The following is a 22495-nucleotide window of genomic DNA, read 5'->3' on the forward strand; positions in this document are numbered from 1 at the left end:
CCGCGCCGGGCCGGGCCCGGGCGTCCCGCCGGTCCCGCTGCCCGTGCCGGCCGCGTCGGTCACCGCCGGGTTCTCCGTACCGGTCATCTGTCCGTCCCCTTCGACTCGTCGTGTACCGGCGGCCATCCGCCACCGGTCTCCCCCGCCCCTGCCGTGCCCCGCGCCTGCCGCCGCCCGCGCCTGCGACCGGCCGTGCCGCCACCGCCTCGCCGGACCTCCCGGCCGACGGACCGGCGGACCGGCGGACCGGCGGACCGGCGGACCGGCGGATGCTCCCGCGCTCCCTGGGCGGGGGACCGCTCGGTGCCCCCTCGCGCCGCCGCCACCCCGCCGCCACCCCGCCGCTACCCCGCCGGGAGGCGGCCCGGCGGCGACAGCAGGAGCAGGACCAGGTCCAAGGCCGCGTCCGCGCGGGCCGGGTCCAGCTCCGGGGCGAAGCCCTCGGGGGCCGCGCCGGTCCGGGACCGCGCCGCCGGGCCGCCGGGGCCGCGGCGGACCAGCTCGCCCAGGGTCCGCTTCACTCCCGGCTCGTACGCCCCGAACGTCCGCCGCAGCAGCGGCAGTACGTCGGTGAACGCGCGCTCCGGCACCCCCGTCAGCCAGGCGTCGATCAGGCCGAGCAGCCGGTCGTCGTGGACCAGCAGCGTGCCGCCGCCCGAACTCCCCCCGGCGAAGCCCTCGATCCAGCCCGCCGCATCGGCCGGGGAGGCCGCCGGGGACAGCGCGAGCCCCATCAGCCGGGCCGTCTCCCCGGCCGGGAGCCATCCGCCGTCGAGCAGCAGCCGGGCCGCGCGGCCGCGGATCAGGCCCGGCACGGTCTCCCGGCCCGCCAGTGTCCGCAGCACCGCGGACCAGCGCTCGCGCAGCCCCTCGTCCGCTTCCGCCAACAGCCCGACCGCCCCGTGCACCCCGTCCACATGGGCTCGCAGTTCCGCCGCCGCGTCCGCGTCCAGCCCGGCGGTGCAGGCCGGCGGCAGCGCCACGCATATCCGTTCCGCGAGCCCGGCCGCCACCGTGCCGAGGGCCGCCGCGTCGGTGCCCCGGACGTCTCCGTACCGCAGCGAACGGGCCAGCGCGGGAAGGGCCTTGGCCAGGCGCGCCACATCGGTGTCCAGTGCCGCCCGGTCGGCGAGCGCCCGCAGCACGGCGGGCAGCGCCTGCGACAGCCCGGCCAGCAGGCACCGCTCGGCCAGCGCCGTGACCTCGCCCAGTTCCCCGGCGCCCGCGGCATCCGCCTCCGCCTTGGCGGTGGCCGCCGCCGGGACGGTGGTTCCCCAGATCCCGGCCTCGGCCACCCGCACCGAAAGCTCCGGCTCCCAGCGCAGCCGCCAGGTCTCCCGGAACGTGCCGGTCGCGCCCCGGGAGGCGGCGGGTACGCCCCAGTCGATGCCGAGCAGCCGCAGCCGGTGCAGCAGCAGGGACTTCGCCGCGTCGGTCTCCTTGCGCAGATCGAGCTCCAGCTCGCGGTCCTGCGCCTCGGGCTTGAGCCGCAGGGAGCGCTGCCGCCGCGTGAGGTCGCGGTGCAGCGGTACGGCGGGGGCCGTGTCCGGGACCCCGCCGAGCACGTCGCCGACGACCAGGCGGTCCTCGATCAGCGCGAGCGGTACGTCGGACCCGTCGCACATCACCGCCCGGACCGCTTCCATGGTCTCCGTCAGTCCCGGCAGCGGGCGCCCCCGCATCGCGGCCAGGGCCCGGGCCAGCCGCACCGCCTCGATGACGTGGGCGGTGGAGACCTGCCGGTCCTCCTCGCGGAGCAGCCCGGCGATTTTGGTCAGCCAGCGCTCCACGGGCCGGTCCCGGGCGGCGAAGAGGTGCGCGTACCAGCCGGGCGAGGTGATGCCCGCTCCGTACCCGCCGGCCCGGGCCAGCCTGCGGTGGGTCCAGGGCACCCAGGTGGTCTCCACCTTGACCTTGGGCAGGCCGGTGAGCAGCGCCCTGTCGGCGGCCGCGGTGGTCTTCGCGCGCAGTGCCGGGACGTGCCACGCCCCGCACACCACGGCGTACGCGTCGCCGAATTCCCTGCGGGCGGCCCGCATCCGCTGCCGCATGTACGCCTCGCGCAGGAGGTCGCGCCCGGAACCACCGCGCCCGGAACCACCGCCCCCGGGACCGCCGCCCCCGGGACCCTCGCGCAGGGCCCCCATGGCCTCTTCGAGCGCCTCGAACGGGGCCAGGGGGTCCCGTGCGGCCCCGGAGCCCCGGTGCTCGACCACGTCCTCCCACCAGCGCTCGGGGTCGTCGTACCCGGCGGTCTCGGCCAGTACCGCGAGGGGGTCCGGCCCGGCGGGGTCCGGCTCCCCGCCCTCCTCCCGCGCGGCCAGTGAGTGCGCGGCGGGCAGGTCGATGAACCGGACGGGGACGCCGGCCTCCTGGGCCCAGCGGATCGCCACCCACTCCGGGGAGAACGCGGCGAGCGGCCAGAACGCGGCCCGGCCGGGGTCGTCCGCGGCGTGCGCGAGGAGCGCCACGGGCGGCCGCATCGCGGGATCGGCGGCCAGGGCGAGCAGCGCGTCCCCCTCGGGCGGTCCCTCGATGAGCACGGCGGGCGGCCGGGCCGCGTCGAGGGCGGCGCGCACGGCGCGGGCCGAGCCGGGCCCGTGGTGCCGCACGCCCAGCAGCAGTGGGCTCATACGGTCACCTCCCGGCAGGCGCGGTAGAAGTCCTTCCAGCCGTCCCGCTCGCGCACCACGGTTTCCAGGTACTCCTGCCAGACGACCTTGTCGGCGGCCGGGTCCCGTACGACGGCGCCGAGGATCCCGGCGGCCACGTCGGAGGGGCGCAGCACGCCGTCCCCGAAGTGGGCGGCCAGGGCCAGGCCGCCGGTGACGACGGAGATGGCCTCGGCGGTGGACAGGGTGCCGCTGGGCGACTTCACCTTCGTCCGGCCGTCGTCGGTGACTCCGTCGCGCAGCTCCCGGAAGACGGTGACGACGCGGCGGATCTCCTCCAGGCCCTCGGGCACGGCCGGCAGGTCGAGGGAGCGGCCCATCTGGTCGACGCGGCGGGCGACGATGTCGACCTCGGCTTCGGCGGTGGCGGGCAGCGGCAGGATGACCGTGTTGAAGCGCCGGCGCAGCGCGCTGGAGAGCTCGTTGACCCCGCGGTCGCGGTCGTTGGCGGTGGCGATGAGGTTGAAGCCGCGCACGGCCTGCACCTCTTCGCCGAGTTCCGGTATCGGGAGGGTCTTCTCGGACAGGATGGTGATGAGGGTGTCCTGGACGTCGGCGGGGATGCGGGTGAGCTCCTCGACGCGCGCCGTCATGCCGTCGGCCATGGCCCGCATGACGGGGCTGGGGACGAGGGCCTCGCGGCTGGGTCCGTGGGCGAGGAGGCGGGCGTAGTTCCAGCCGTAGCGGACGGCCTCCTCGGGCGTTCCGGCCGTGCCCTGGACGAGGAGGGTGGAGTCCGCGCTGACGGCGGCCGCGAGGTGTTCGGAGACCCAGGTCTTGGCGGTGCCGGGGACGCCGAGGAGGAGCAGGGCGCGGTCGGTCGCCAGGGTGGTGACGGCCACTTCGACGATGCGGCGCGGCCCGACGTACTTGGGTGTGATGACCGTGCCGTCGGCGAGCGTGCCGCCCTGCAGGTACGTGGCGACGGCCCAGGGGGAGAGCTTCCAACGGGCCGGACGGGGACGGTCGTCGGCCGCCGCGAGGGCTTTCAGTTCGTGTGCGAAGGCGTCTTCGGCGTGCGGTCGCAGCGCCTCGGCGCGCTTGGTGTCCTCGGGCATGGTCATGGTCCCCCTCCAATGCTCGGCAGTCGCTCCCGACTGCTGCGTCCACGGTGCACCACGGCACTGACAACGCAGCTTGTTCGAGGTGTTGTTGCAGGTCAGGGCAATTGTCAGAGGCGGTCCGTACGGTGGTTCACATGACTGAGCAGCAGGTCCGCTGGACGGCGGAACAGGTACTGGCTCTGGCTCCTGACGATGCCTCACGCAAGGCGGGAGGCAGGCTCGGCGGGGCGGGTCCGTGGTCGCAGATCGGAGGTTCCGCTTCCGGTTCGCTGTGGGGGTTGTGCAAGGGCAGCGGCAGCACGCCGTACCGGACGGTCGTGGATCTGGCGGGACCGGCGTACAAGTGCTCCTGCCCGAGCCGGAAGTTCCCCTGCAAGCACGCGCTGGGGCTGCTGCTGCTCTGGTCGGCGGAGGGGGTGGGTGAGCCGGGCGAGGCGCCGGAGTGGGCCGCGCAGTGGCTGGCGGACCGGGCGGCGAAGGCCGCGCGCCCGGCCGCCGCCGCGGCGGCCGGGCCGGCGGACGGGGAGGGGGCCCGGCGGCGGGCCGAGCGGCGGGCGGCGCGGATCGGCGCGGGCGTCGGCGAGCTGGAGCAGCGGCTGGCCGATCTGCTGCGCGGCGGTCTCGCCGGCCAGGAACAGTCGGGGTACGCGGGGTGGGAGGAGACGGCCGCCCGGATGGTCGACGCCCAGGCACCCGGACTGGCGGCGCGGGTCCGGGAGTTGGGGACGATACCCAGTTGCGGCCCCGGCTGGCCCGCCCGGATGCTTGAGGAGGCGGCGCTGCTGCACCTGCTGGACCGGGCCTGGCTGGGGGTCGCCGCGTTGCCGCCGGAGCTGGCGGCGACGGTGCGCAGCCGGGTCGGACTGCCGGCCTCCGGGGAGGGGGAGGCCGTACGGGACCGATGGCTGGTGCTCGCCCAGTACGACTCGGTGTCGCCGGACGGCCGGCTCACCACCCGCCGGATATGGCTGCGCGGGCTGGAGAGCGGGCGGCCCGCCCTGGTGCTGGACTTCGGACCGCCCGGGCGGCCGCCGGGGCTGGCGCTGCCGGTGGGGCTGGCGCTGGAGGCGGAAGTCCGCTTCCGGCCCGGGTCGGCGGGGCTGCGGGCGGATCTCGGGGAGAGGGGGCCGGCGGCCGTGCCGTGCGCGGAGGTTCCGGCCGGGGTGGGCACGGGGGCCGCCTTGGAGGCCTATGGGGCGGCGCTGCGGCAGGACCCGTGGCTGGAGTCCTGGCCGGTGGTGCTGGGCCCGGTGATCCCGATACCGGGTGAGCTCGGCTGGCAGCTGGCGGACGCGGAGGGCACCTCCGCCCTGCCGGTGCCCCTCACCGGGGCCGGGAGCCGCTCCCGGCCCGGCCTGTGGCAACTCGCCGCGCTGTCGGGCGGGGGGCCGGTGACGGTGTTCGGGGAGTGCGGCCACCGCGGCTTCACCCCCCTGACGGCCTGGCCGCCGGGTTCACCCGAGCCGGTGCCGCTGGCCTGAAGGGCCCGAGCGGCCCGGCCGGCCTGCACACGGTGCGGGCGGCGCGCAGGAAATCGCCGGGGGCCTGGGGGCCCGTGTGCCGCGGGGGCGGCGGGGAGGGGAACGGGGAGGACACGGCGGCGCGGGAGCGCCGGTGTGACGTGACGAGAAGCCGGGGGGCTTTGCCATGAACGACAACCACGCCAGCTGAACGCATTCAACGGCGGCATCGACAGCTCCGGTCCCGCGGAGGGGGCGGGACCGGGGCGCAGTACTCGCAGAGGGCAGAAGGCAGAGGACAGAGGACAGGGGGAGGGTTCGATGGACAAGCGCGACGAGGGCTACGGGGACTGGGAGGAGCTGGTCGGCGCCGCGCTGCTGGGCACCGACCGGCGCCGGGGCGGGGGCCCGGCCGGCTCGCCGGAGGCGCTGCTGGACGCGGCGGCCGTGCACACCGTACGGCGCCGGGCCGGATTGCGGCCGGCCGAGGCCGGACCGCGCCCGGAGCCCGCGCCCCGGGACCCGCGCCCGGAGCCGCCGGCGGCGGCCCGGCAGCGGCTCGCGCGACTGCTGGCCGGCCGGACCGCCGCGGCAAGCGGCGGGCGGCGCGGCGCGGCCCCGGATCTGACGGAACTGCTGCCCCAGTGGCTGGCCGCGGCCGGCCGGCACGGATACCGCTCACCGGCCGCGCTCGTGCCCGCGCTGCTGGACGCGGCCCGGGCCCGCACGGATCTGAGGGCACCGGCGCTGGCGCTGGCCGGGGCGCGGGGGATGTGGCTGGCACGGCTGAATCCGGACTGGCGGTTCGCCCTGCGCGGCGGAGCCGGAGGGGCCGGGGAGCTGCCGGACGTGACGGACCGGGCCGCGGTGGAACGGCTGTGGCAGGAGGGGCTGTTCGCGGAGCGGGTGGCGCTGCTGGGTGCCGTACGGGCCCACGAGGCGGCGGCCGCGCCGAGGCTGCTGACGACGACCTGGGCCGCCGAGCGGGCCGAGGACCGGCTGATGTTCCTCGATTCGCTGCGGTCGGGGCTGTCGCCGCAGGACGAGCCGTTCCTGGAGGCGGCCCTGGGCGACCGCAGCCGCAACGTCCGCGCGACGGCGGCCGAACTGCTGTCGGCGCTGCCGGGCTCGGCGCTGGCCGGGCGGATGGCGCAGCGCGCCCTGGCCTGCGTGGGCCCCGAGGGGGTGACCCCGCCGGCCGAGTGCGATGCGGGAATGCTGCGGGACGGGGTGGTCAAGCGGCCACCCGCGGGGCGCGGGGAGCGGGCCTGGTGGCTCGGCCAGCTGGTGGAGGCGGCCCCGCTGTCCTGCTGGCGGGAGCGGTTCGGGGGGCTCGGCCCGGCGGAGATCGTGGCGCTGCCGGTGGCCGGGGGCGAGGAGTGGCGGGAGGAGCTGCACGCGGCGTGGTGCCGGGCGGCGGTGCGCCAGCGTGACGCGCGGTGGTCGCGCGCCTTGCTCGGCGCGGCGTCCGCGCCGCCCGCGGCCGGGCCGGGGACGGCCTCGCTGGCGGAGCGGGCGAAGCTGCTGGAGACGCTGTCGGATGCGGAACGGGCCGACTGGGTCGCGGAGTTCATACGGGCCCACGGGCTGTCGGAGGCGTTCCAGCTGCTCGGGGTGTGCGTGGTGCCGTGGGCCGGGGCGCTGGGGCGGGCGGTGGTCGACGCGCTGGACTCCGCCCGGGAGGCGGGCAGCTACCCGTGGAGTTTCAGCGGTGTCATGGGGCTGGCGGAGCGCTGCCTCGATCCTGCGGAGGCGGGGCGGCTGGAGATGCTGACCGCGGCGGCCCCGGCGCCGCCGGACGCGGCGTCCGGCGCGGCCGCCTACTGGGCGGAGGCCTTTCAGCGGCTGGTGGCCACCCTTCGCCTGCGCGAGGCGATGCTGGCGGAGCTGGCCCCGACCTGACCCCGCCCTCCGGGGGCGGGGCCCTGCGGGCAGGGCGTCCCGCGCCGGACGGACGCGGGACGGCCACCGGCGGACGCGGGACGGCCACCGGCGGACGCGGGACGGCTACTGGCGGACGTGGGCGCGGACCCAGTCGACGATGGAGGTCGTGGTCGCGCCCGGGGTGAAGATCTCGGCCACGCCCTTCTCCTTCAGGGGGGCGATGTCGTCCTCCGGGATGATGCCGCCGCCGAAGACCTTGATGTCCTCCGCCTCGCGCTGCTTGAGGAGTTCCAGCACGCGCGCGAAGAGCGTGTTGTGGGCGCCGGAGAGGATCGAGAGGCCGATGGCGTCGGCGTCCTCCTGGATGGCGGTGTCCACGATCTGCTCGGGGGTCTGGTGGAGGCCCGTGTAGATGACCTCCATGCCCGCGTCACGCAGCGCCCGCGCGATCACCTTCGCGCCGCGGTCGTGGCCGTCGAGACCCGGCTTGGCCACCACCACACGGATCGGACCGGTCACACCCATCGCACTGCCTCCCGAGTGAACGAACGTTAAGTACAGCATCGCGCACGCCGCCGTTTCACGGTCAACCAGGAGGGGGAAATCACACGTGGGACGGCATTGCGCCACCGTGCCGGCAGCCGCACGGCACGGTGGCGCGACCGGCCGCAGTCCCAGGAGGCTCAGGGGAGGCCGTCGATGGGGCTGTCCGTACCCGTGTCCATTCCCGTATCCGGCGCCGCGCTGCGGGCCGGAGCACTCGAGGTGGTCGTGCTCGGCGGGCGCCTCCTCATGTATCCCACCGGAGTGTGCCAGGAGAAGGCCGGCGCCGGCCCGCCGGCGGCGCGCTCGTCCGCGACGCGCCCGCCCGCCCTCCTCCTCCACGGGTTCACCGACAACCGCTCCGTCTTCGTCCTGCTGCGCCGGACCCTCGGGGCGGGGGGCGGGCGGCACGTGGAGGCGTACAACTATTCGCCCTTCACCCGCGACCTGCGCGTGACCGCCCGCCATCTGGCCCGGCGCGTCGAAGAGCTGTGCGCGCGCACCGGACAGGAGCAGGTGGACCTGGTCGGCCACAGCCTGGGCGGACTGGTCGCCCGGTACTACGTCCAGCGCCTCGGCGGTGACGCCCGCGTCCGGACGCTCGTCACGCTCGGCACCCCGCACTCCGGCACGCTGGTCGCCCCCTTCATGGACGCGCACCCGCTGGTCCGGCAGATGCGCCCCGACTCGGAGGTGCTGGCCGAACTGGCCGCGCCGGCGCCCGGCTGCGCGACCCGGTGCGTGGCGTTCTGGAGCGAGTTCGACACGCTGATGAGCCCGGTCGGTACGGCCCGGATCGAGCACCCGGATCTGCGCGTGGAGAACGTGCAGGTCACCGGCATCGGGCACCTCGCCCTGCCCGCGCATCCCACCGTGATCGCGGCGGTCCGGCGCGCCCTCGACGGGCCCGCGCCGGTGTCGGCCGGGAGTTCGCAGGCCACGTCCGTCGCATAGACGCACCACGACGAAGAGTCGAACGAATTTCGAACTCAAGGCCAAGGGTGCGTCTTTGTGCGACCGAAAGACGGCCGAATGCCCGGTTCCCGGGATATGGAAGCCCGCCGAAGATTGTCGTTGCCAGTAACCGCCGGGTACAGTCACGCCACTGCTCTCCTCCGGTGAACCCCGCGTTCCCCGGCCACCCAGGCCCCCAATGCCGAGGCGAAAGAGAAGTTGGTGAACGACCGCCCCTCGCCGGGCCAGTACCCGGATCCCGGGTATGACGGCCTTGCCACCACCACTTTCGCTGGTGACTCGACCTACGTTTCCTACGAAACGCAGGGCCAGGGGGTCAACTACGCGGCATACGGCTCCTATGAGACCGGCGCGTACGACACCACCGCGTGGACCTCGCAGGACCCCTACCTGTCCTCGATCCCGGCCCAGGGCGCACCCGCGGACGCGGGGAGCGCCTGGAGCACGCCGAGCGCCCCGGGTACGGACTACTCCGGTTACACCGAGTACCAGCAGCCGCAGGCCTCCTTCGGCTACGACACCTCCGCCGAGCACACCGGCCACTGGGCGATGCCCGGCTACGGCACCGTCACCGGTACCGAGACGGGGGCGTACGACGCCAACGCCTGGAACACCGTCCCGCAGACGCAGGACCAGCCGCAGCCCGAGACCGGCTACATGTACGGGTACGAGTACCAGCAGCCCGCGCAGCAGGGGCAGGAGTTCGCGCAGCAGGAGTACACGTACGAGACGGCCGCCTACAGCGAGACCGCGGTCTTCGAGCACGTCACCGACGAAACGCCCGAAGCCCTCGAAACGCCCGAGGCGCCCGAGGCTTCCGAAGTCACCGAAGCGCCCGAGGTGTACGAGGTTCACGACCTCCCCACCCAGGCCGTTCCCGTGACCTCCGTGCCGCGCGCCGCGCGCCGGACCGCCGCCAAGGGCGAGAGCAAGACGGGCGCCAAGACGGGTGCCAGGACGGGTGCCAAAGCAGGCGGCAGCAGCCGTCGCCGCACCCCGGCGAAGCGTTCCGCCTTGTTGACGGTGGCCGTGCCCTCCGCCTGCGTGATGGGCGTCGCCGGCGTCGCCGCCGCCTCCGTCGGCGGGCTCACCGGCACGGACAAGCCCGCCGAGGACACCACCACGATGGCCGCGCCCGACCCGGCCTCCGTCAAGCCCGTCGCGGCGAACACCAAGCTCGACACCCAGCTGGCGGCGCTCAGCGCCGACGCGGGCGACTTCGCGGACCGCGCGAGCCGTACGCAGGAGCGCATCGACCTGCGTCTGCGCCAGGACGAGGAGAAGAAGAAGAAGGCGGAGGAAGCCGCGGCCAAGGAAGCGGCCCGCCCCAAGTTCGCGATCCCCGTCGGGCAGCACGGCCTCAGCGCCAGCTTCGGCCAGGCAGGCGGCATGTGGATGTCCGTGCACACGGGCATCGACTTCCCGGTCTCCTACGGCACCCCGGTCATGGCCGCCACCGACGGCACCGTGCGCACGCAGTGGAACAGCGCCTACGGGAACATGGCCATAGTGACCTCGCCCGACGGCACCGAGACCTGGTACTGCCACCTCAGCAGCACCAAGATCCGGTCCGGCAAGGTGAAGGCCGGCGACGTCATCGCCTACTCGGGCAACTCCGGCAACTCCACCGGCCCGCACCTGCACTTCGAGGTACGGCCCGGCGGCGGGTCCGCGATCGACCCCCTGCCGTGGCTCCGCAGCCACGGCCTGGACCCGACGTAACCCGCCAACCCCCTGAGCCCCTGAGCCCCTGAGCCCCAGCTCGTCAGCCCGTCAGCCCCCCCAGGGGGTCAGAGCTTCTGCACCGGCGCGTAGCGCAGCAGCAGCCGCTTCGGCTTGTCGTCCCCGAAGTCGATCGTGGCCTGCGCGTCCGCGCCCGCTCCCTTGACCTCCATGACGGTGCCGAGCCCGAACTGGTCGTGCGTGACCCGGTCCCCGACCACCAGGGCGATGACCGGCTTGTCGGTGGCCCGGCGCGTCGCGAACCCGGACGGGCCCGACTTCGCACGCGGCGAGGACAGGAACGACTCCGGCGAGGTGCCGAACGAAGCCTTGCCGCCGCCGAAGCCCGAACCCGAGCCGGAAGACCCGTAGCCCGAACTCCGCATCGGCCCGGCCGGCTTCTGCGCCGCGCCCGTGCGCTTCCACTGCAGGTACTCGGCCGGGATCTCCTCCAGGAACCGCGACGGCGGGTTGTACGAGGGGGTCCCCCACGCACTGCGCATCGAGGACCGGGTCAGGTACAGCCGCTCGCGGGCACGCGTGATGCCGACGTACGCGAGGCGGCGCTCCTCCTCCAGCTCCTTGGTCTGGCCGAGCGACCGCATGTGCGGGAAGACCCCGTCCTCCATGCCGGTCAGGAAGACCACGGGAAACTCCAGGCCCTTGGCGGTGTGCAGGGTCATGAGCGTGATGACGCCGCTGCCCTCGGTGTCCTCGTCCGGGATCTGGTCGGAGTCGGCGACGAGCGCGACCTGTTCCAGGAACTCGGCGAGCGTGCCGGGGCCGGGGGCCGGGGCGCCGGCCTCGGCCGCCTCGGTGGCCGCCACCTCGCGCGCCTGCTCGAACTCCAGCGCCACCGCCGCGAGTTCCTGGAGGTTCTCGATGCGCGTCTCGTCCTGCGGGTCGGTCGACGCCTGCAGCTCGGCGAGGTAGCCCGTGCGCTCCAGCACCGCCTCCAGCACCACCGCGGGGCCCGCGCCCGAGTCGACGATCGTACGGAGCTCCTCCATCAGCACGTTGAACCGCTTCACCGCGTTGGTGGACCGCGCTGCCATGCCGAAGGCCTCGTCCACGCGCCGCAGCGCCTGCGGGAAGGTGATCTTCTCGCGCATCGCGAGGGCGTCGATCATCGCCTCGGCGCGCTCGCCGATGCCGCGCTTGGGCACGTTCAGGATGCGGCGCAGCGGGACGTTGTCCTCCGGGTTCGCGAGGACGCGCAGGTACGCGAGGACGTCGCGGACCTCCTTGCGCTCGTAGAAGCGGACGCCGCCGACGACCTTGTAGGGCAGCCCGACCCGGATGAAGATCTCCTCGAACACGCGCGACTGCGCGTTGGTCCGGTAGAAGACCGCCACGTCGCCGGCCTTGGCGTCCCCGGCGTCCGTCAGCCGGTCGATCTCGTCGGCGATGAACTGCGCCTCGTCGTGCTCGGTGTCCGCGACGTAGCCCGTGATCACGGCGCCGCTGCCGGCCTGCGTCCACAGGTTCTTGGCGCGCCGGTTCTCGTTGCGCTCGATCACCGCGTTGGCCGCGGAGAGGATCGTCTGCGTGGAGCGGTAGTTCTGCTCCAGCAGGATCGTCGTCGCGTCCTTGTAGTCCTCCTCGAACTGGAGGATGTTGCGGATGGTCGCGCCGCGGAAGGCGTAGATCGACTGGTCGGCGTCACCCACCACGCACAGCTCCGCGGGCGGCAGGTCCGGGTAGCCGGTGCCGACCAGCTCGCGCACCAGCGTGTACTGGGCGTGGTTGGTGTCCTGGTACTCGTCCACCAGGACGTGCCGGAAGCGGCGCCGGTAGTGCTCGGCCACGTCCGGGAAGGCCTGGAGCAGGTGGACGGTGGTCATGATGATGTCGTCGAAGTCGAGCGCGTTGGCCTCGCGCAGCCGCCCCTGGTACATCGCGTACGCCTGGGCGAGGGTCTTCTCGAAGCCTCCCCCAGACTCCGTCTGGGAGGTGCCCCCAGCGGCCTGGTCGGCGAAGGCTTCCTCGTCGATCAGCTCGTTCTTCAGGTTGGAGATCTTGGCGTTGAAGGCCTTGGGCGGGAACTTCTTCGGGTCCAGGTCCAGGTCGCGGCAGACGAGCGCCATCAGGCGCTTCGAGTCGGCCGCGTCGTAGATCGAGAACGAGGACGTGAAGCCGAGCCGCTTGGACTCGCGGCGCAGGATGCGCACGCACGCGCTGTGGAAGGTGGAGACCCACATGGCGTTCGCCCGCGGACCGACCAGGCCCTCCACGCGCTCCTTCATCTCACCGGCGGCCTTGTTGGTGAAGGTGATCGCCAGGATCTGACCGGGGTGGACGTTCCGCGCGGCCAGCAGGTGGCCGATGCGGTGGGTCAGCACCCGGGTCTTGCCGGAGCCGGCGCCGGCCACGATGAGCAGCGGGGAGCCGGCGTGCACCACGGCCGCGGCCTGCTGCTCGTTCAGCCCGTCCAGGAGCGCCGCCGGGTCGATGACGGGCCTGGGGGCTCCGTCCCGGTAGTACGCGTCACCGCTCATGGGCACGTCGAACCGGCCCCCGAAGAGATCGTCCGCGCCCGCTTCCGGGGCGGCGTGGTCCTCGGGCGGCGGCGGGACCTCGTCGGAGGGGGTGAGGTCCGCCAGGAAACTGTCGTCAAAGAGGCTGCTCATCGCATTCCGAGTCTAGGGGGCGGGACCGACAGCCGGTTCCGGGCCCGGAAAATAGCCCAAGGCGAGCGTCAGCAGTACCAACTGTACGCAGAACCGAACGGATGCCCGGGTCGTCCGCGTCGACGGCAGCGGGCGCTGCCTCCCGGGGGAACAGCCGGGTCCCTCGCCCCGCCCCCGCCCCGCCCTCGCCCTGCCCCCGGCCCGCCCGAAAGCCGCGGAAGGCCGCCCCGTACGCTCGACGCATGACCGTCCTGATCAATGTCTTCGTCGGCCTGCACATCATCGGCATAGCCTCGCTCCTCGGCGGCTTCCTGACCCAGATGAAGGCGATGAGCGCGGGCACCGCCCGCTTCGTGCCCGCCATGCTGCACGGCGCGCTGACCATGCTGGTCACCGGCGTGCTCCTGGTCGGCTTCCGCGAGATGGACGGCTCCGCCGTCAACAACATCAAGATCGGCGTGAAGCTCGCGATCCTGTTCGTGATCCTCGCCCTCGTCTACGTGAAGCGCGACGAGGAGCGGGTGGAGAAGGCGCTGTTCGGCGCGGTCGGCGGACTGACCGTGGTCAATATCTTCATCGCCACCCTCTGGCACTGATCCACTTCGGTCCCGTGCGGCCATCCCCGGTCGCATCAGGTCACTTGCGGGCATCCCGTCATCCGGCCGTTACCTCCGGGTCTAGCGTCCTCCTCCAGGCACCGACGGAGGAAGGACGTGAGGCCCTCGTGGCCAGTCATCGAAAGCCCAGGCAGCGCCCGCTTTCCGGCGGCACGGTGCGGACCGCCGCCACCCTCGCCCTCGCAGGCGCTGCCACCGCCACCGCGTTCGAAGGCACCTCCCAGGCCGACCCGCAGCCCACCGCCGCGCAGGTCGAGTCGGAGGTGGACCGGCTCTACGAGGAGGCGGAGGCGGCGACCGAGCGGTACAACGGGGCGAAGCAGAAGGCCGACGAGGCCGAGCAGGCGCTGGCGGGACTGCGCGACGAGACCGCCCGCAAGACCGACCAGCTCAACGCCGCCCGCGGGGCGCTCGGTTCGCTCGCGGCCGGTCAGTACCGCAGCGGGGGGACCCTGGGCGCGGCCGTGAAACTGGCGACGGCCGCCGACCCGCAGGAGTACCTCTCGCAGGCCTCCTTCATCACCCGCGCCGGGGACCGCAACGCCGCCGGGGTCAGCACCGTGCGCCGCAAGATCGACGAGGTCGGCAAACTGCGGGAGCGGGCCGCCGGGCGGCTCGCCGAGCTCCGCGCGCAGCGGGACGAACTCGCCGGGCACAAGGCCGAGATCGAGGGCAAGCTCGCCACCGCCAAGCAGCTGCTGGCCAAGCTCACCGCCGAGCAGCGGGCCGCCTACGAGGCCCGTACGGTCGGCGCCTCCCCCGCCGCCGGCCCGCAGTCCGCGCAGTCCCCGGCGCCGGCGCCGGCCCCGGCTCCGGTCGGCGGATCGCGCGCGGCCCGCGCCGTGGCCTTCGCGCACGGGGCGATCGGCAAGCCGTACGTGTGGGGCGCGACGGGTCCGGGGTCCTTCGACTGCTCGGGCCTGACGCAGGCGGCCTGGCGCGCTGCCGGAGTCTCCCTCCCCCGCACCACCTACACCCAGATCAACGCCGGACAGCGCGTCTCCCGCGACCAGCTGGCCCCCGGCGACCTGGTGTTCTTCTACTCCGGCGTCACGCACGTCGGCATGTACATCGGCAACGGCCAGATGATCCACGCCCCGCGGCCCGGTTCCACGGTCCGGGTGGCGCCGATCGACTCGATGCCGTGGGCCGGCGCCTCCCGCCCCGCTTGACGGCTCCCGCCCCGCGCAGCGCCTCCCGTCCGCGCAGCGCCTCGCATCCGCGCCGCGCCTCCGCCCGCGTAACGGCCGCTACGGCGTCTTGACCACGGTGCTGAGCCACTGGAAGGTCTGCGGCAGCTGCTTCGACCACGATTCGAGGTTGTGTCCGCCGACCACCTTCTCCGCGTGCACCACCGTCGGGCTCTGCGCGATCGCCTTGAGGTCCGTGCCGGACAGATAGCCGTCCTGCTCGGCCCCCGACATCCACAGCGAGACCGCCGGCGGCGTCGGCGCGGCCTTCAGCACGTTCTTCAGGTTGTGCGCGGTGCGCATCTGCGGGTCCTGGGCCACCAGGGAGGTGGGCTCCTGGCCGGGGTCGTTGTAGCCGGACAGGGAGACGGCCGCGCTGTAGCGGTCGGGGTGGGCGATCGCCAGCTTGGCGGCGCAGTACGCACCGGCCGAGTACCCGGCCACGCCCCAGGTGCGGGCCTCGTCCGAGACGCGGAAGTTGTCGGTGACCATCTTGCGGACGTCGACGCTGAACCAGCTGTCGGCGTTGACCTTGCCGGGGATGTTGGCGCAGCCGGTGTCGGCGTTGCCGAGCAGCATGGCGCGCGGCGAGACCAGGATGAACGGCTGCACCTTGCCGCTCTTCATCAGCGGCTCCAGCACCTCGTGCGCCTTGAGCCCCTGGAACCAGGACTTGCCCGTCCCCGGTATGCCCGGGATCAGCTCGACCACGGGGAACTTCTTGTCCTTGAAGGCCGGGTCGTCGTACTGGGGCGGCAGCCACACCATGACGTCGCCCTTGACGCCGGAGATCTTGCCGTCGAGCTCGGTCTTCTTGACCCGGCCGCCGAGGCCTTCGACCGGCTGGAAGGTCTGCTTCACCTTCGGCTCGGCCTTGACCTCCGCGGCCTTCTTCCCGCCGAGCCCGTCCGGCCCGAGGTCGGGGGCGGCGGTGACGTATTTGCCGGTGCCGAGCAGGTCACCCCAGGAGGCGTAGAAGTTCATGTCCCGGTTGATCGCGATGAACACCACCGCGATGGCGGTGACCTGGGCGAACACCACCATCAGGGCGCGGGTGGCCACGCGTACGGCGGCGGGCCCGCGCACCTTGCTCCACACGGCCAGCGGCAGGACGACGGCGATCACGCCGAGCGCGATCACCGTCACGAACAGGGGGGTCCCCGTCAAGCTCATCACGGGAACGTAGAGGGCGCCGCGGCCCGCCCCGGTTGCCCGGGCGGGCTGCGGCATGGATCACACCGTTGTCCGCCGGAGGGTCACACCAGGCGGCGCGCGGTGGCCCAGCGGGTCAGCTCGTGCCGGTTGGAGAGCTGGAGCTTCCTGAGCACCGCCGAGACGTGGGACTCCACCGTCTTCACCGAGATGAACAGCTGCTTGGCGATCTCCTTGTACGCGTACCCGCGCGCGATCAGCCGCAGCACCTCGCGCTCCCGCTGGGTGAGGCGGTCCAGGTCCTCGTCCACCGGCGGCGCGTCCGTCGAGGCGAAGGCGTCGAGCACGAAGCCCGCGAGCCGCGGCGAGAACACCGCGTCCCCGTCCTGCACCCGGAAGACCGAGTCCACGAGGTCGGTGCCGGTGATGGTCTTGGTGACGTAGCCGCGCGCGCCGCCCCGGATGACCCCGATGACGTCCTCCGCCGCGTCCGACACGGACAGGGCCAGGAACCGTACCGGGTTCTCGGCCGCCGTCATCAGCGGGGCGCAGCGCCGCAGCACCTCGACCCCGCCCCCGCCGGGCAGGTGGACGTCCAGCAGGACGACCTCGGGCCGGGTGGCCGTGATGACGGTGACGGCCTGGTCGACGTCGGCGGCCTCGCCGACGACCTCGACCCCGGTCCGCGCGGTCTCGCCGATCTCGGCCTGTACGCCGGTGCGGAACATCCGGTGGTCGTCGACGAGCACCACCCGGACGTGCCGGGCCCCGGTCCCGTTCTCAGTCGTGCCCGCTGCCTCGGTCATGCTGCGTTCGCCGCCCTCTCCATCTCCAGCTCGACTTCCGTGCCGCCGTCGGGCGCGGACCGCAGCCGCGCGGTCCCGCCGTTGCGCTGCATCCGGCCGATGATCGATTCTCGTACGCCCATGCGGTCGTCCGGTACCGCGTCCATGTCGAAGCCCGGTCCCCGGTCCCGTACGGACACGAACACCACCTGCCCCTCCACCTCCGCGTACACCTGCACGGGCCCGCCCTCGCCACCGTACTTGGCGGCGTTGACCATTGCCTCGCGCGCGGCCTGGACCTGCGCCGCCAGCCGCTCGTCGAGGGGGCAGTCGCCGACGACCACGACCTCGATGGGGACGCCGTGGTGGTCCTCCACCTCGGCGGCGGTCTTCTTCACGGCCTCCGCCAGGGTGGCCGCCGCCTGCTCCTCGTCCTTGCCGGTGCCCTCGGGCCTGTACAGCCAGTTCCGCAGCTCCCGCTCCTGGGCCCGCGCGAGCCGACGCACCTCTCCGGCGTCCTCCGCGTTGCGCTGGATCAGGGTGAGGGTGTGCAGGACGGAGTCGTGCACGTGGGCGGCGACCTCGGCGCGCTCCTGGGCGCGGATGCGCATCAGGCGTTCCTCGGAGAGGTCCTGGGTCATCCGGATCAGCCAGGGTCCGGCGAGCAGGGCGACCCCGACGAGCACGGCGAGGGTGGCCGTGAGGACGTTGCCGAGCTGCGCCGCGGAACCGCGTACGACGATGAAAACGGTGAGGCCCACGCCGACCAGCACGACACCCGCGAGCGCCCGGGCGACGGGGAGCAGGCGCCCGCGCCGCGCGGCGGACGCGTTCCAGTGGGCGCGGCGGGAGTTGTCCGCCTGCCGCCATACGAGGACCACCCCGGCCCCGACCAGCAGCGTCGGCCACACGTACCGGCCGGAGGCGCCGCCGACCTGGACCTTGGAGATGAAGATGCCCGCGCCGATGCACAGGGCGATCAGCGCGGTGATCTGCCCCCGGTCGGGTTTGCGCAGGCGGCGGGTGCCGTCGGGCAGCGTCTCGAAGTAGGAGCGGTGTCCGCTGCGGCCGCCGACGCCCAGCGGTACGAACACCCAGAACGCCGCGTACAGCAGCACGCCGAGGCCGTCCCCCCACATGAACAGGCCGAGGAAGGCCAGCCGCACCCAGAGCACGGGCAGTCCGAGGTGCCCGGCGAGACCGCGCGCGACACCGCCGAGCATCCGGCCGTCGGCGCTGCGGTAGAGCCTGCGCTGCGGGACGTCCTCGATGTCGGACGCGTGCGGGGTGCGGGGGGCGGCGGCTAGGGGCATGTCACCGATGGTCACACGCGCGGGGGCGGGCGGACATCAGGGCTGCCCCCCAATCCGGCCCGCGGGATATCAGGGTTGTGCCAGGGTCGGGCCGGATGCCGGCGGCGGCCGGGGCCCGTCACCATGGACCCATGACCGAAGTACACGACGCCCCGCCCGGGGGTCCCCCCGGACGAAGCCCGGGGGAAGAGCCCGGGGCACCCCAGTCCCCCGAGGCCCGGCCACCCCTGCGCCGCAGCAAGCGCGACAAGGTCCTCGCGGGCGTGTGCGGAGGGCTGGGCCGGTACTTCGACCTGGACCCGGTGGTCTTCCGGATCGTCCTCGGTGTCCTCGCCGTCACCGGCGGCGTCGGGCTGATCTTCTACGGCTTCGCGTGGCTGCTGCTCCCGCTGGAGGGCGAGGACGACAGCGAGGCGAAGAAGATGCTGACCGGCCGGGTCGAGGGCGCCACGCTCGCGGCGGTGTTCGCCGCCCTGGTGGGCTGCGCGCTGTTCCTGTCGATGCTGGACAACGGCGGCCTCGCGGTGTTCTCGGTGCTGGTCATCCTGGCGCTCGGCGGTGCCTCGTACTGGTCGCAGCGGCGCCGCCTCGTCCAGCCCCCGGAGGCGCAGGCCCCGGACGCGCACTCGCCCGCGCCGCCGGAGACGAAGGCTCCGCCCGCCCCGGGGGCCCCGTCGTGGTGGCGGGACCCGCTGGTCAAGGACGGCACCACCGGCCCGGTCGGTGCCACGGGGTACTTGTGGGGGCCGGACGGCGCCGCCGACGCGGTGCGCGCCGCCGGTGCTCCCAGGACGGCCGCGAAGGCGCCCGCCGTCCCGGCACGGCCGCGCGGCGGGATCGGCGGCCGGGTCTTCGTGCTGGCGCTGGTCGCCGGGATCGTCGGCACCGCGGTGGCCTGGGAGGGCCATCCGCTGGGCGTGGCCCTGCAGACCGGGCTCGCCGCCGCGCTGGCCGTCTTCGGCCTGGGCCTCGCGGTCAGCTCCCTGCTGGGGCGGACCGGCTTCGGGACGGTCGTGCTGGCCCTGCTGACCTCGGGGCTGCTCGCGGTCGCGGCCGTGCTGCCCCGGGAGATCGGCACCGACTGGCAGCAGACCGAGTGGCGTCCGGCCGCGGTGGCGGAGGTACGGCCCGTGTACGAGGCGGACACCGGGTTCGCCACCTTGGACCTCAGCGGGCTGGACGTGCCGAAGGGCACCACCCTGGCGGTCGCCGCCTCCCTCGACGCGGGCCGGCTCAAGGTGATCGTGCCCCGGGAGGTGACGGCCGAGACCGACGTCACGATCGAGCTGGGCGACATCCGGATGCCCGGGGACACGAGCCAGGACGTACGGATCCGCAGCGGCGGCGAGCACCGGCGGGAGACCCTGCCGCCCCCCGCCGGCACCGAGGCCGGCGGGACGGTCGAGCTGCACCTGAACGCGGGTGTGGGACAGGTGGAGGTGGCCCGTGCGGCGTCATGAGTTCCAGCCGGGGCGGCTGATCGCGGGCCTGGCCCTGCTGGTGGCGGGCGTGCTGTACCTGCTCGACAGCAGCGGCGAGGCCGACGTGCCGTGGTTCGTGGTGGTCCCGATCGCGTTGGGCGGGCTCTGCCTCGCGTCGCTCGTCGGGATGGTGACCTACGCCGTACGCCGGGACCGGCGGGGCCAGTTCGATCGGATGAACGAGTCGAGGGACAGGTAGGGCGCACCGGCGAGGATCAGCGGGGTCCAGGCCATCAGGTAGATCAGGTCGTTGCCGTAGTAGTACGGGGTCACCGCCCACGACACCGTGAGCCACAGGCTGAGCGAGATCAGCGCTCCGCCCACGGCCGCGACACGGGTCAGCAGGCCGGCCAGCACCCCGAGGCCCACCAGGATCTCCCCGATGGCCAGGATCACGGCGAAGCCGACGGGGGCCTTCAGCGCCAGGTCCACCAGGGCGGGGACGGCAGCGGTGTCGCGCACGCCGCGCATCAGCTCGCCGACGGAGCCCGCGCCGGAGGCGGAGCGGAACGCGGAGTCGGTCAGCTTGTCCAGACCCGCGTAGACGAAGGTCACGCCGAGGAAGATCCGCAGGGGCAGCAGGGCGTGCCGGGCCGCCGACTCCTTCAGCGAGGAGCGCTTCGGCGGGAGGACTGAGACATCGGTTCGGGTCGTCACGAAGTCATGTGTACCCCGGTCACTCGGCCACGTCGATGGTGCAGCGGTTGGATTCCACTCCTGCGGCGGTGACCACCTGGACCTCGACGCGCCCCGGTTCCACTTCCGCCGGGACCGGCACGGTCAGCACGGCGTCGGAGGGATTGGTGAAGCCGCCCGCCACCGGGACCAGCGGCACGTGCACGTGCACCGCCCCGATCCGTACGACCAGACGGGCCAGCATCTCCGGCGTCTGCGCCCCGGGCGGCACGAAGCCCACGCCGCGGATCTCGATGTCGTCCCCGGGGCGGACGGCCGCGTCCAGGTCCCCGGGCTCCCGTCTGCGCACCACCGACAGCACCAGCGGGCGGGTGCCCTCCGCGTACTTGGCCGCCAGGTACACCGCGGCCGACAGGGCCACCGTCAGGGCCAGCGTCCACGGCAGCTGCGGCAGCCGGTCCGGGAAGCGGGCCAGCGACACCGCCGCGTAGGCCAGCACCACCGTGGAGACGAGCACGTACTGCGCGTCCGGGAAACTGCCGCGCCCGGCGTCGTCCGTCAGCAGGTCCACCGCGCGCGGCCGGTCGGCGGGCAGCTTCTGCAGCCGCTGGCCCATGATCCGTACGGAGACCACCCGGCGCACCAGCACGGCCACGACGGACGTCAGCGAGACCACCGCCAGCAGCGGCAGCGCCCGGTCCAGCGCCAGCCCCGCGTACAGCGCCCGCCGCTCCGGGCCGGGCGACGAGGCCGCCAGCCGCAGCGCGAGCAGCAGCGCGGCGAACGCCGACAGCACGACCCAGGCGCTGGGCACGGTCTTGGAGGTGGACAGCCGGTTGTCCTCGCCGACGAGCGGGGAGAGGAGTCCGCCGCGCACCGACTGGGCGCGGGCCGCGACGGTGAGCAGCCCGGCCAGCGCCAGGGCCGTCAGCAGTCCGGCGGTGCGGGCCGTGGACCAGCCGGTGCCGAGCGCGGTGCCGACCTGGACGAGGAGCAGGACCCCGGCGGCGATCCACACGGCGAGCACGGCCCGCCGGGAGAGCAGGTACAGCCAGGAGTTCCCGGCCTCCCGGCCGCGGTCGGCGACGCTGCGGGCCGACAGGGTCAGCTCGTCGGAGACCCACTGGCGGGACGCTCCGAGGGAATGGGCCACGGCGGCCGGCACCCCCTGCCCCGCGGCGAACCCGTCGCGCTTCTCCAGGAAGGCGGCGACGGCGCGGCGGTGTCCTTCCCGCGCGCACTCCTCGCAGGTGCAGGCGGCGGTATGGGTACTTCGGGAGACCTCTTGGACAGCCACGTGCGTGCCGCCTCTCTGAACAACGGTGCAGTGCCAGCGAATTGTGCACCACTGCGGCAGTGTTCCGGATTGCGCACGATGTCAGAGCAGGTGATTAACGGTTCATGATGTTGACGCCACCTCCGGCCGCCCGTCCGGCGGCCCGTCCGAAGGCCCTTCCCGCGGCCCCTCCTGCGCCACCGTCTGGCGGACCGGCTGGTAGTTCACCCAGGCCGCCAGGTCGGACCCGAACCGCTCGCGGGTGGCGAGCGCGCTGTGGTGGTCGACGAGCACCGGCTTCCCGGCCGCCCGTGCGATCAGCTGCGCCTGCGCCGCCCGCTCCGCCGCCAGGAACCACCAGACCGCCGCGTCCACCGAGCCCCCGACCGTCAGCAGCCCCCGGTTGCGCAGGATCAGCGCCTTGTACGGGCCGAGCGCGCGCCCGATCCGCGCGGCGTCGGCGGCCCCGTCTCCCACGAACTCGTCCAGCAGCGCATGGTCCTCGTAGAAGGCGCAGGCCTCCTGGGTGACGGGGGCCAGCAGCTCGCCGAGTGCGGCCAGCGCGCGGCCGTACGGGGCCTGCGTGCGCACGACCGCCACCACCTCGGGGCGCTCCCGGTGGACGGCCGCGTGCACGGCGAAGGCCAGCTCGTTGACCCTGCGCTCCCCCTGGAGCACCCGCCCGTCCCCGTCGACCAGCAGCAGGTCCCCGGCGGTCAGCCCGCGAAAGGCCCGCCCGAAGGGGTTCACCCAGTAGCAGTCCTCGAACTCCGGGTCCCGCGCGCTGACGTGTCCGGCCACCCCGTCCTCGTACCCGAGCCGCCCCAGCAGCCGCAGCGCCTCGGCGAGCCGTTCCTTGCGGTGGGCGCGCGCCTCCCGGACGGAGCCGTGCACGGGGGGCAGATCCAGGCGCAGCCGCTCCACCGGCACCGGGGCGGGCCGCACGCCCGCCGCCGCCGTCTCCTCGGCCATCGCCCGCTCCCCCTCCGTCCGGCCCCGCCGTCGTCGTCGGCGCAAGGTACTTCTCCCCGCGCGAGGAGAACAGGGCCGCGCACGCACGGAAACGACGGCGCCGCCGCTCAGCCTGGCTGAGCG

The 22495-nt window shown here is 74.0% G+C and carries 18 protein-coding genes; 8 read left to right on the forward strand and 10 right to left on the reverse strand.

Annotated elements, in window-relative coordinates:
* Window positions 1-344: 344 nt before the first annotated feature.
* Window positions 345-2633: a DUF5682 family protein gene (locus ACFCZ1_RS35230; protein ID WP_376682363.1), complete on the reverse strand. Its 2289-nt coding sequence runs from the start codon at window positions 2631-2633 to the stop codon at window positions 345-347.
* The gene (locus ACFCZ1_RS35235) at window positions 2630-3736 is read right to left on the reverse strand and encodes an AAA family ATPase (RefSeq protein ID WP_376682364.1); all 1107 of its coding nucleotides are present in this window, start codon (window positions 3734-3736) and stop codon (window positions 2630-2632) included. The genes ACFCZ1_RS35230 and ACFCZ1_RS35235 overlap by 4 nt, the downstream gene beginning before the upstream one ends.
* A gap of 134 nt (window positions 3737-3870) precedes the next feature.
* Here ACFCZ1_RS35235 and ACFCZ1_RS35240 point away from each other — a divergent pair, with 134 nt between their 5' ends.
* Both ACFCZ1_RS35240 and ACFCZ1_RS35245 read left to right on the forward strand, forming a co-directional pair.
* Window positions 3871-5217 carry an SWIM zinc finger family protein gene (locus ACFCZ1_RS35240; RefSeq protein ID WP_376682365.1) on the forward strand — a complete coding sequence of 449 codons (1347 nt, stop codon included), beginning with the start codon at window positions 3871-3873 and terminating at the stop codon, window positions 5215-5217.
* A gap of 300 nt (window positions 5218-5517) precedes the next feature.
* Window positions 5518-7098, forward strand: a complete 1581-nt coding sequence (locus tag ACFCZ1_RS35245) for a DUF5691 domain-containing protein (protein ID WP_376682366.1) — start codon at window positions 5518-5520, stop codon at window positions 7096-7098.
* A gap of 105 nt (window positions 7099-7203) precedes the next feature.
* Here the strand turns inward: ACFCZ1_RS35245 and ACFCZ1_RS35250 are convergent, their stop codons facing one another.
* Window positions 7204-7605, reverse strand: coding sequence for a cobalamin B12-binding domain-containing protein (locus tag ACFCZ1_RS35250; protein ID WP_376682367.1), 402 nt, complete (start codon window positions 7603-7605; stop codon window positions 7204-7206).
* A gap of 174 nt (window positions 7606-7779) precedes the next feature.
* Between ACFCZ1_RS35250 and ACFCZ1_RS35255 the strand changes: the two genes are divergently transcribed.
* Both ACFCZ1_RS35255 and ACFCZ1_RS35260 read left to right on the forward strand, forming a co-directional pair.
* Window positions 7780-8577 carry an esterase/lipase family protein gene (locus ACFCZ1_RS35255; protein ID WP_376682368.1) on the forward strand — a complete coding sequence of 266 codons (798 nt, stop codon included), beginning with the start codon at window positions 7780-7782 and terminating at the stop codon, window positions 8575-8577.
* Window positions 8578-8799: 222 nt separating this feature from the next.
* Window positions 8800-10320 carry a peptidoglycan DD-metalloendopeptidase family protein gene (locus tag ACFCZ1_RS35260; RefSeq protein WP_376682369.1) on the forward strand — a complete coding sequence of 507 codons (1521 nt, stop codon included), beginning with the start codon at window positions 8800-8802 and terminating at the stop codon, window positions 10318-10320.
* A gap of 68 nt (window positions 10321-10388) precedes the next feature.
* On the opposite strand, the gene pcrA is transcribed toward ACFCZ1_RS35260, so the two are convergent.
* Window positions 10389-12950 carry a DNA helicase PcrA gene (gene pcrA / locus ACFCZ1_RS35265; protein ID WP_376682370.1) on the reverse strand — a complete coding sequence of 854 codons (2562 nt, stop codon included), beginning with the start codon at window positions 12948-12950 and terminating at the stop codon, window positions 10389-10391.
* Window positions 12951-13192: 242 nt separating this feature from the next.
* Between pcrA and ACFCZ1_RS35270 the strand changes: the two genes are divergently transcribed.
* Both ACFCZ1_RS35270 and ACFCZ1_RS35275 read left to right on the forward strand, forming a co-directional pair.
* On the forward strand, window positions 13193-13546 hold the full coding sequence (locus tag ACFCZ1_RS35270; protein WP_376682371.1) for a hypothetical protein: 354 nt from the start codon (window positions 13193-13195) through the stop codon (window positions 13544-13546).
* 128 nt (window positions 13547-13674) lie between these two features.
* Window positions 13675-14739, forward strand: coding sequence for an NlpC/P60 family protein (locus ACFCZ1_RS35275; protein ID WP_376682372.1), 1065 nt, complete (start codon window positions 13675-13677; stop codon window positions 14737-14739).
* 78 nt (window positions 14740-14817) lie between these two features.
* Here the strand turns inward: ACFCZ1_RS35275 and ACFCZ1_RS35280 are convergent, their stop codons facing one another.
* From ACFCZ1_RS35280 to ACFCZ1_RS35290, 3 genes are all read right to left on the reverse strand, one after another.
* A complete protein-coding gene (locus tag ACFCZ1_RS35280) occupies window positions 14818-15930 on the reverse strand; it encodes an alpha/beta hydrolase (protein WP_376682373.1) in 1113 nt (370 codons plus the stop codon).
* A gap of 83 nt (window positions 15931-16013) precedes the next feature.
* Entirely contained in the window at window positions 16014-16715 is a 702-nt protein-coding gene (locus ACFCZ1_RS35285) for a LuxR C-terminal-related transcriptional regulator (protein WP_376682374.1), read from the reverse strand.
* Window positions 16712-18007, reverse strand: coding sequence for a PspC domain-containing protein (locus ACFCZ1_RS35290; RefSeq protein WP_376682375.1), 1296 nt, complete (start codon window positions 18005-18007; stop codon window positions 16712-16714). The genes ACFCZ1_RS35285 and ACFCZ1_RS35290 overlap by 4 nt, the downstream gene beginning before the upstream one ends.
* A 131-nt stretch (window positions 18008-18138) precedes the next feature.
* Here ACFCZ1_RS35290 and ACFCZ1_RS35295 point away from each other — a divergent pair, with 131 nt between their 5' ends.
* Together ACFCZ1_RS35295 and ACFCZ1_RS35300 are read left to right on the forward strand one after the other, a co-directional pair.
* The gene (locus ACFCZ1_RS35295) at window positions 18139-19467 is read left to right on the forward strand and encodes a PspC domain-containing protein (protein WP_376682376.1); all 1329 of its coding nucleotides are present in this window, start codon (window positions 18139-18141) and stop codon (window positions 19465-19467) included.
* A complete protein-coding gene (locus ACFCZ1_RS35300) occupies window positions 19454-19687 on the forward strand; it encodes a hypothetical protein (RefSeq protein WP_376682377.1) in 234 nt (77 codons plus the stop codon). The genes ACFCZ1_RS35295 and ACFCZ1_RS35300 overlap by 14 nt, the downstream gene beginning before the upstream one ends.
* Here the strand turns inward: ACFCZ1_RS35300 and ACFCZ1_RS35305 are convergent.
* From ACFCZ1_RS35305 to ACFCZ1_RS35315, 3 genes are all read right to left on the reverse strand, one after another.
* A complete protein-coding gene (locus tag ACFCZ1_RS35305; protein WP_376682378.1) occupies window positions 19624-20145 on the reverse strand; it encodes a DoxX family protein in 522 nt (173 codons plus the stop codon). The two genes, ACFCZ1_RS35300 and ACFCZ1_RS35305, sit on opposite strands and share 64 nt — an antisense overlap.
* 19 nt (window positions 20146-20164) lie before the next feature.
* Complete coding sequence (locus ACFCZ1_RS35310; protein ID WP_376682379.1) at window positions 20165-21421, reverse strand: hypothetical protein; 1257 nt, start codon at window positions 21419-21421, stop codon at window positions 20165-20167.
* Window positions 21422-21523: 102 nt separating this feature from the next.
* Window positions 21524-22372 carry a class II aldolase/adducin family protein gene (locus ACFCZ1_RS35315; RefSeq protein WP_376682380.1) on the reverse strand — a complete coding sequence of 283 codons (849 nt, stop codon included), beginning with the start codon at window positions 22370-22372 and terminating at the stop codon, window positions 21524-21526.
* Window positions 22373-22495 lie beyond the last annotated feature (123 nt).

The organism is Streptomyces sp. NPDC056224, from assembly GCF_042267665.1.
Taxonomy (GTDB): Bacteria; Actinomycetota; Actinomycetes; order Streptomycetales; family Streptomycetaceae; genus Streptomyces.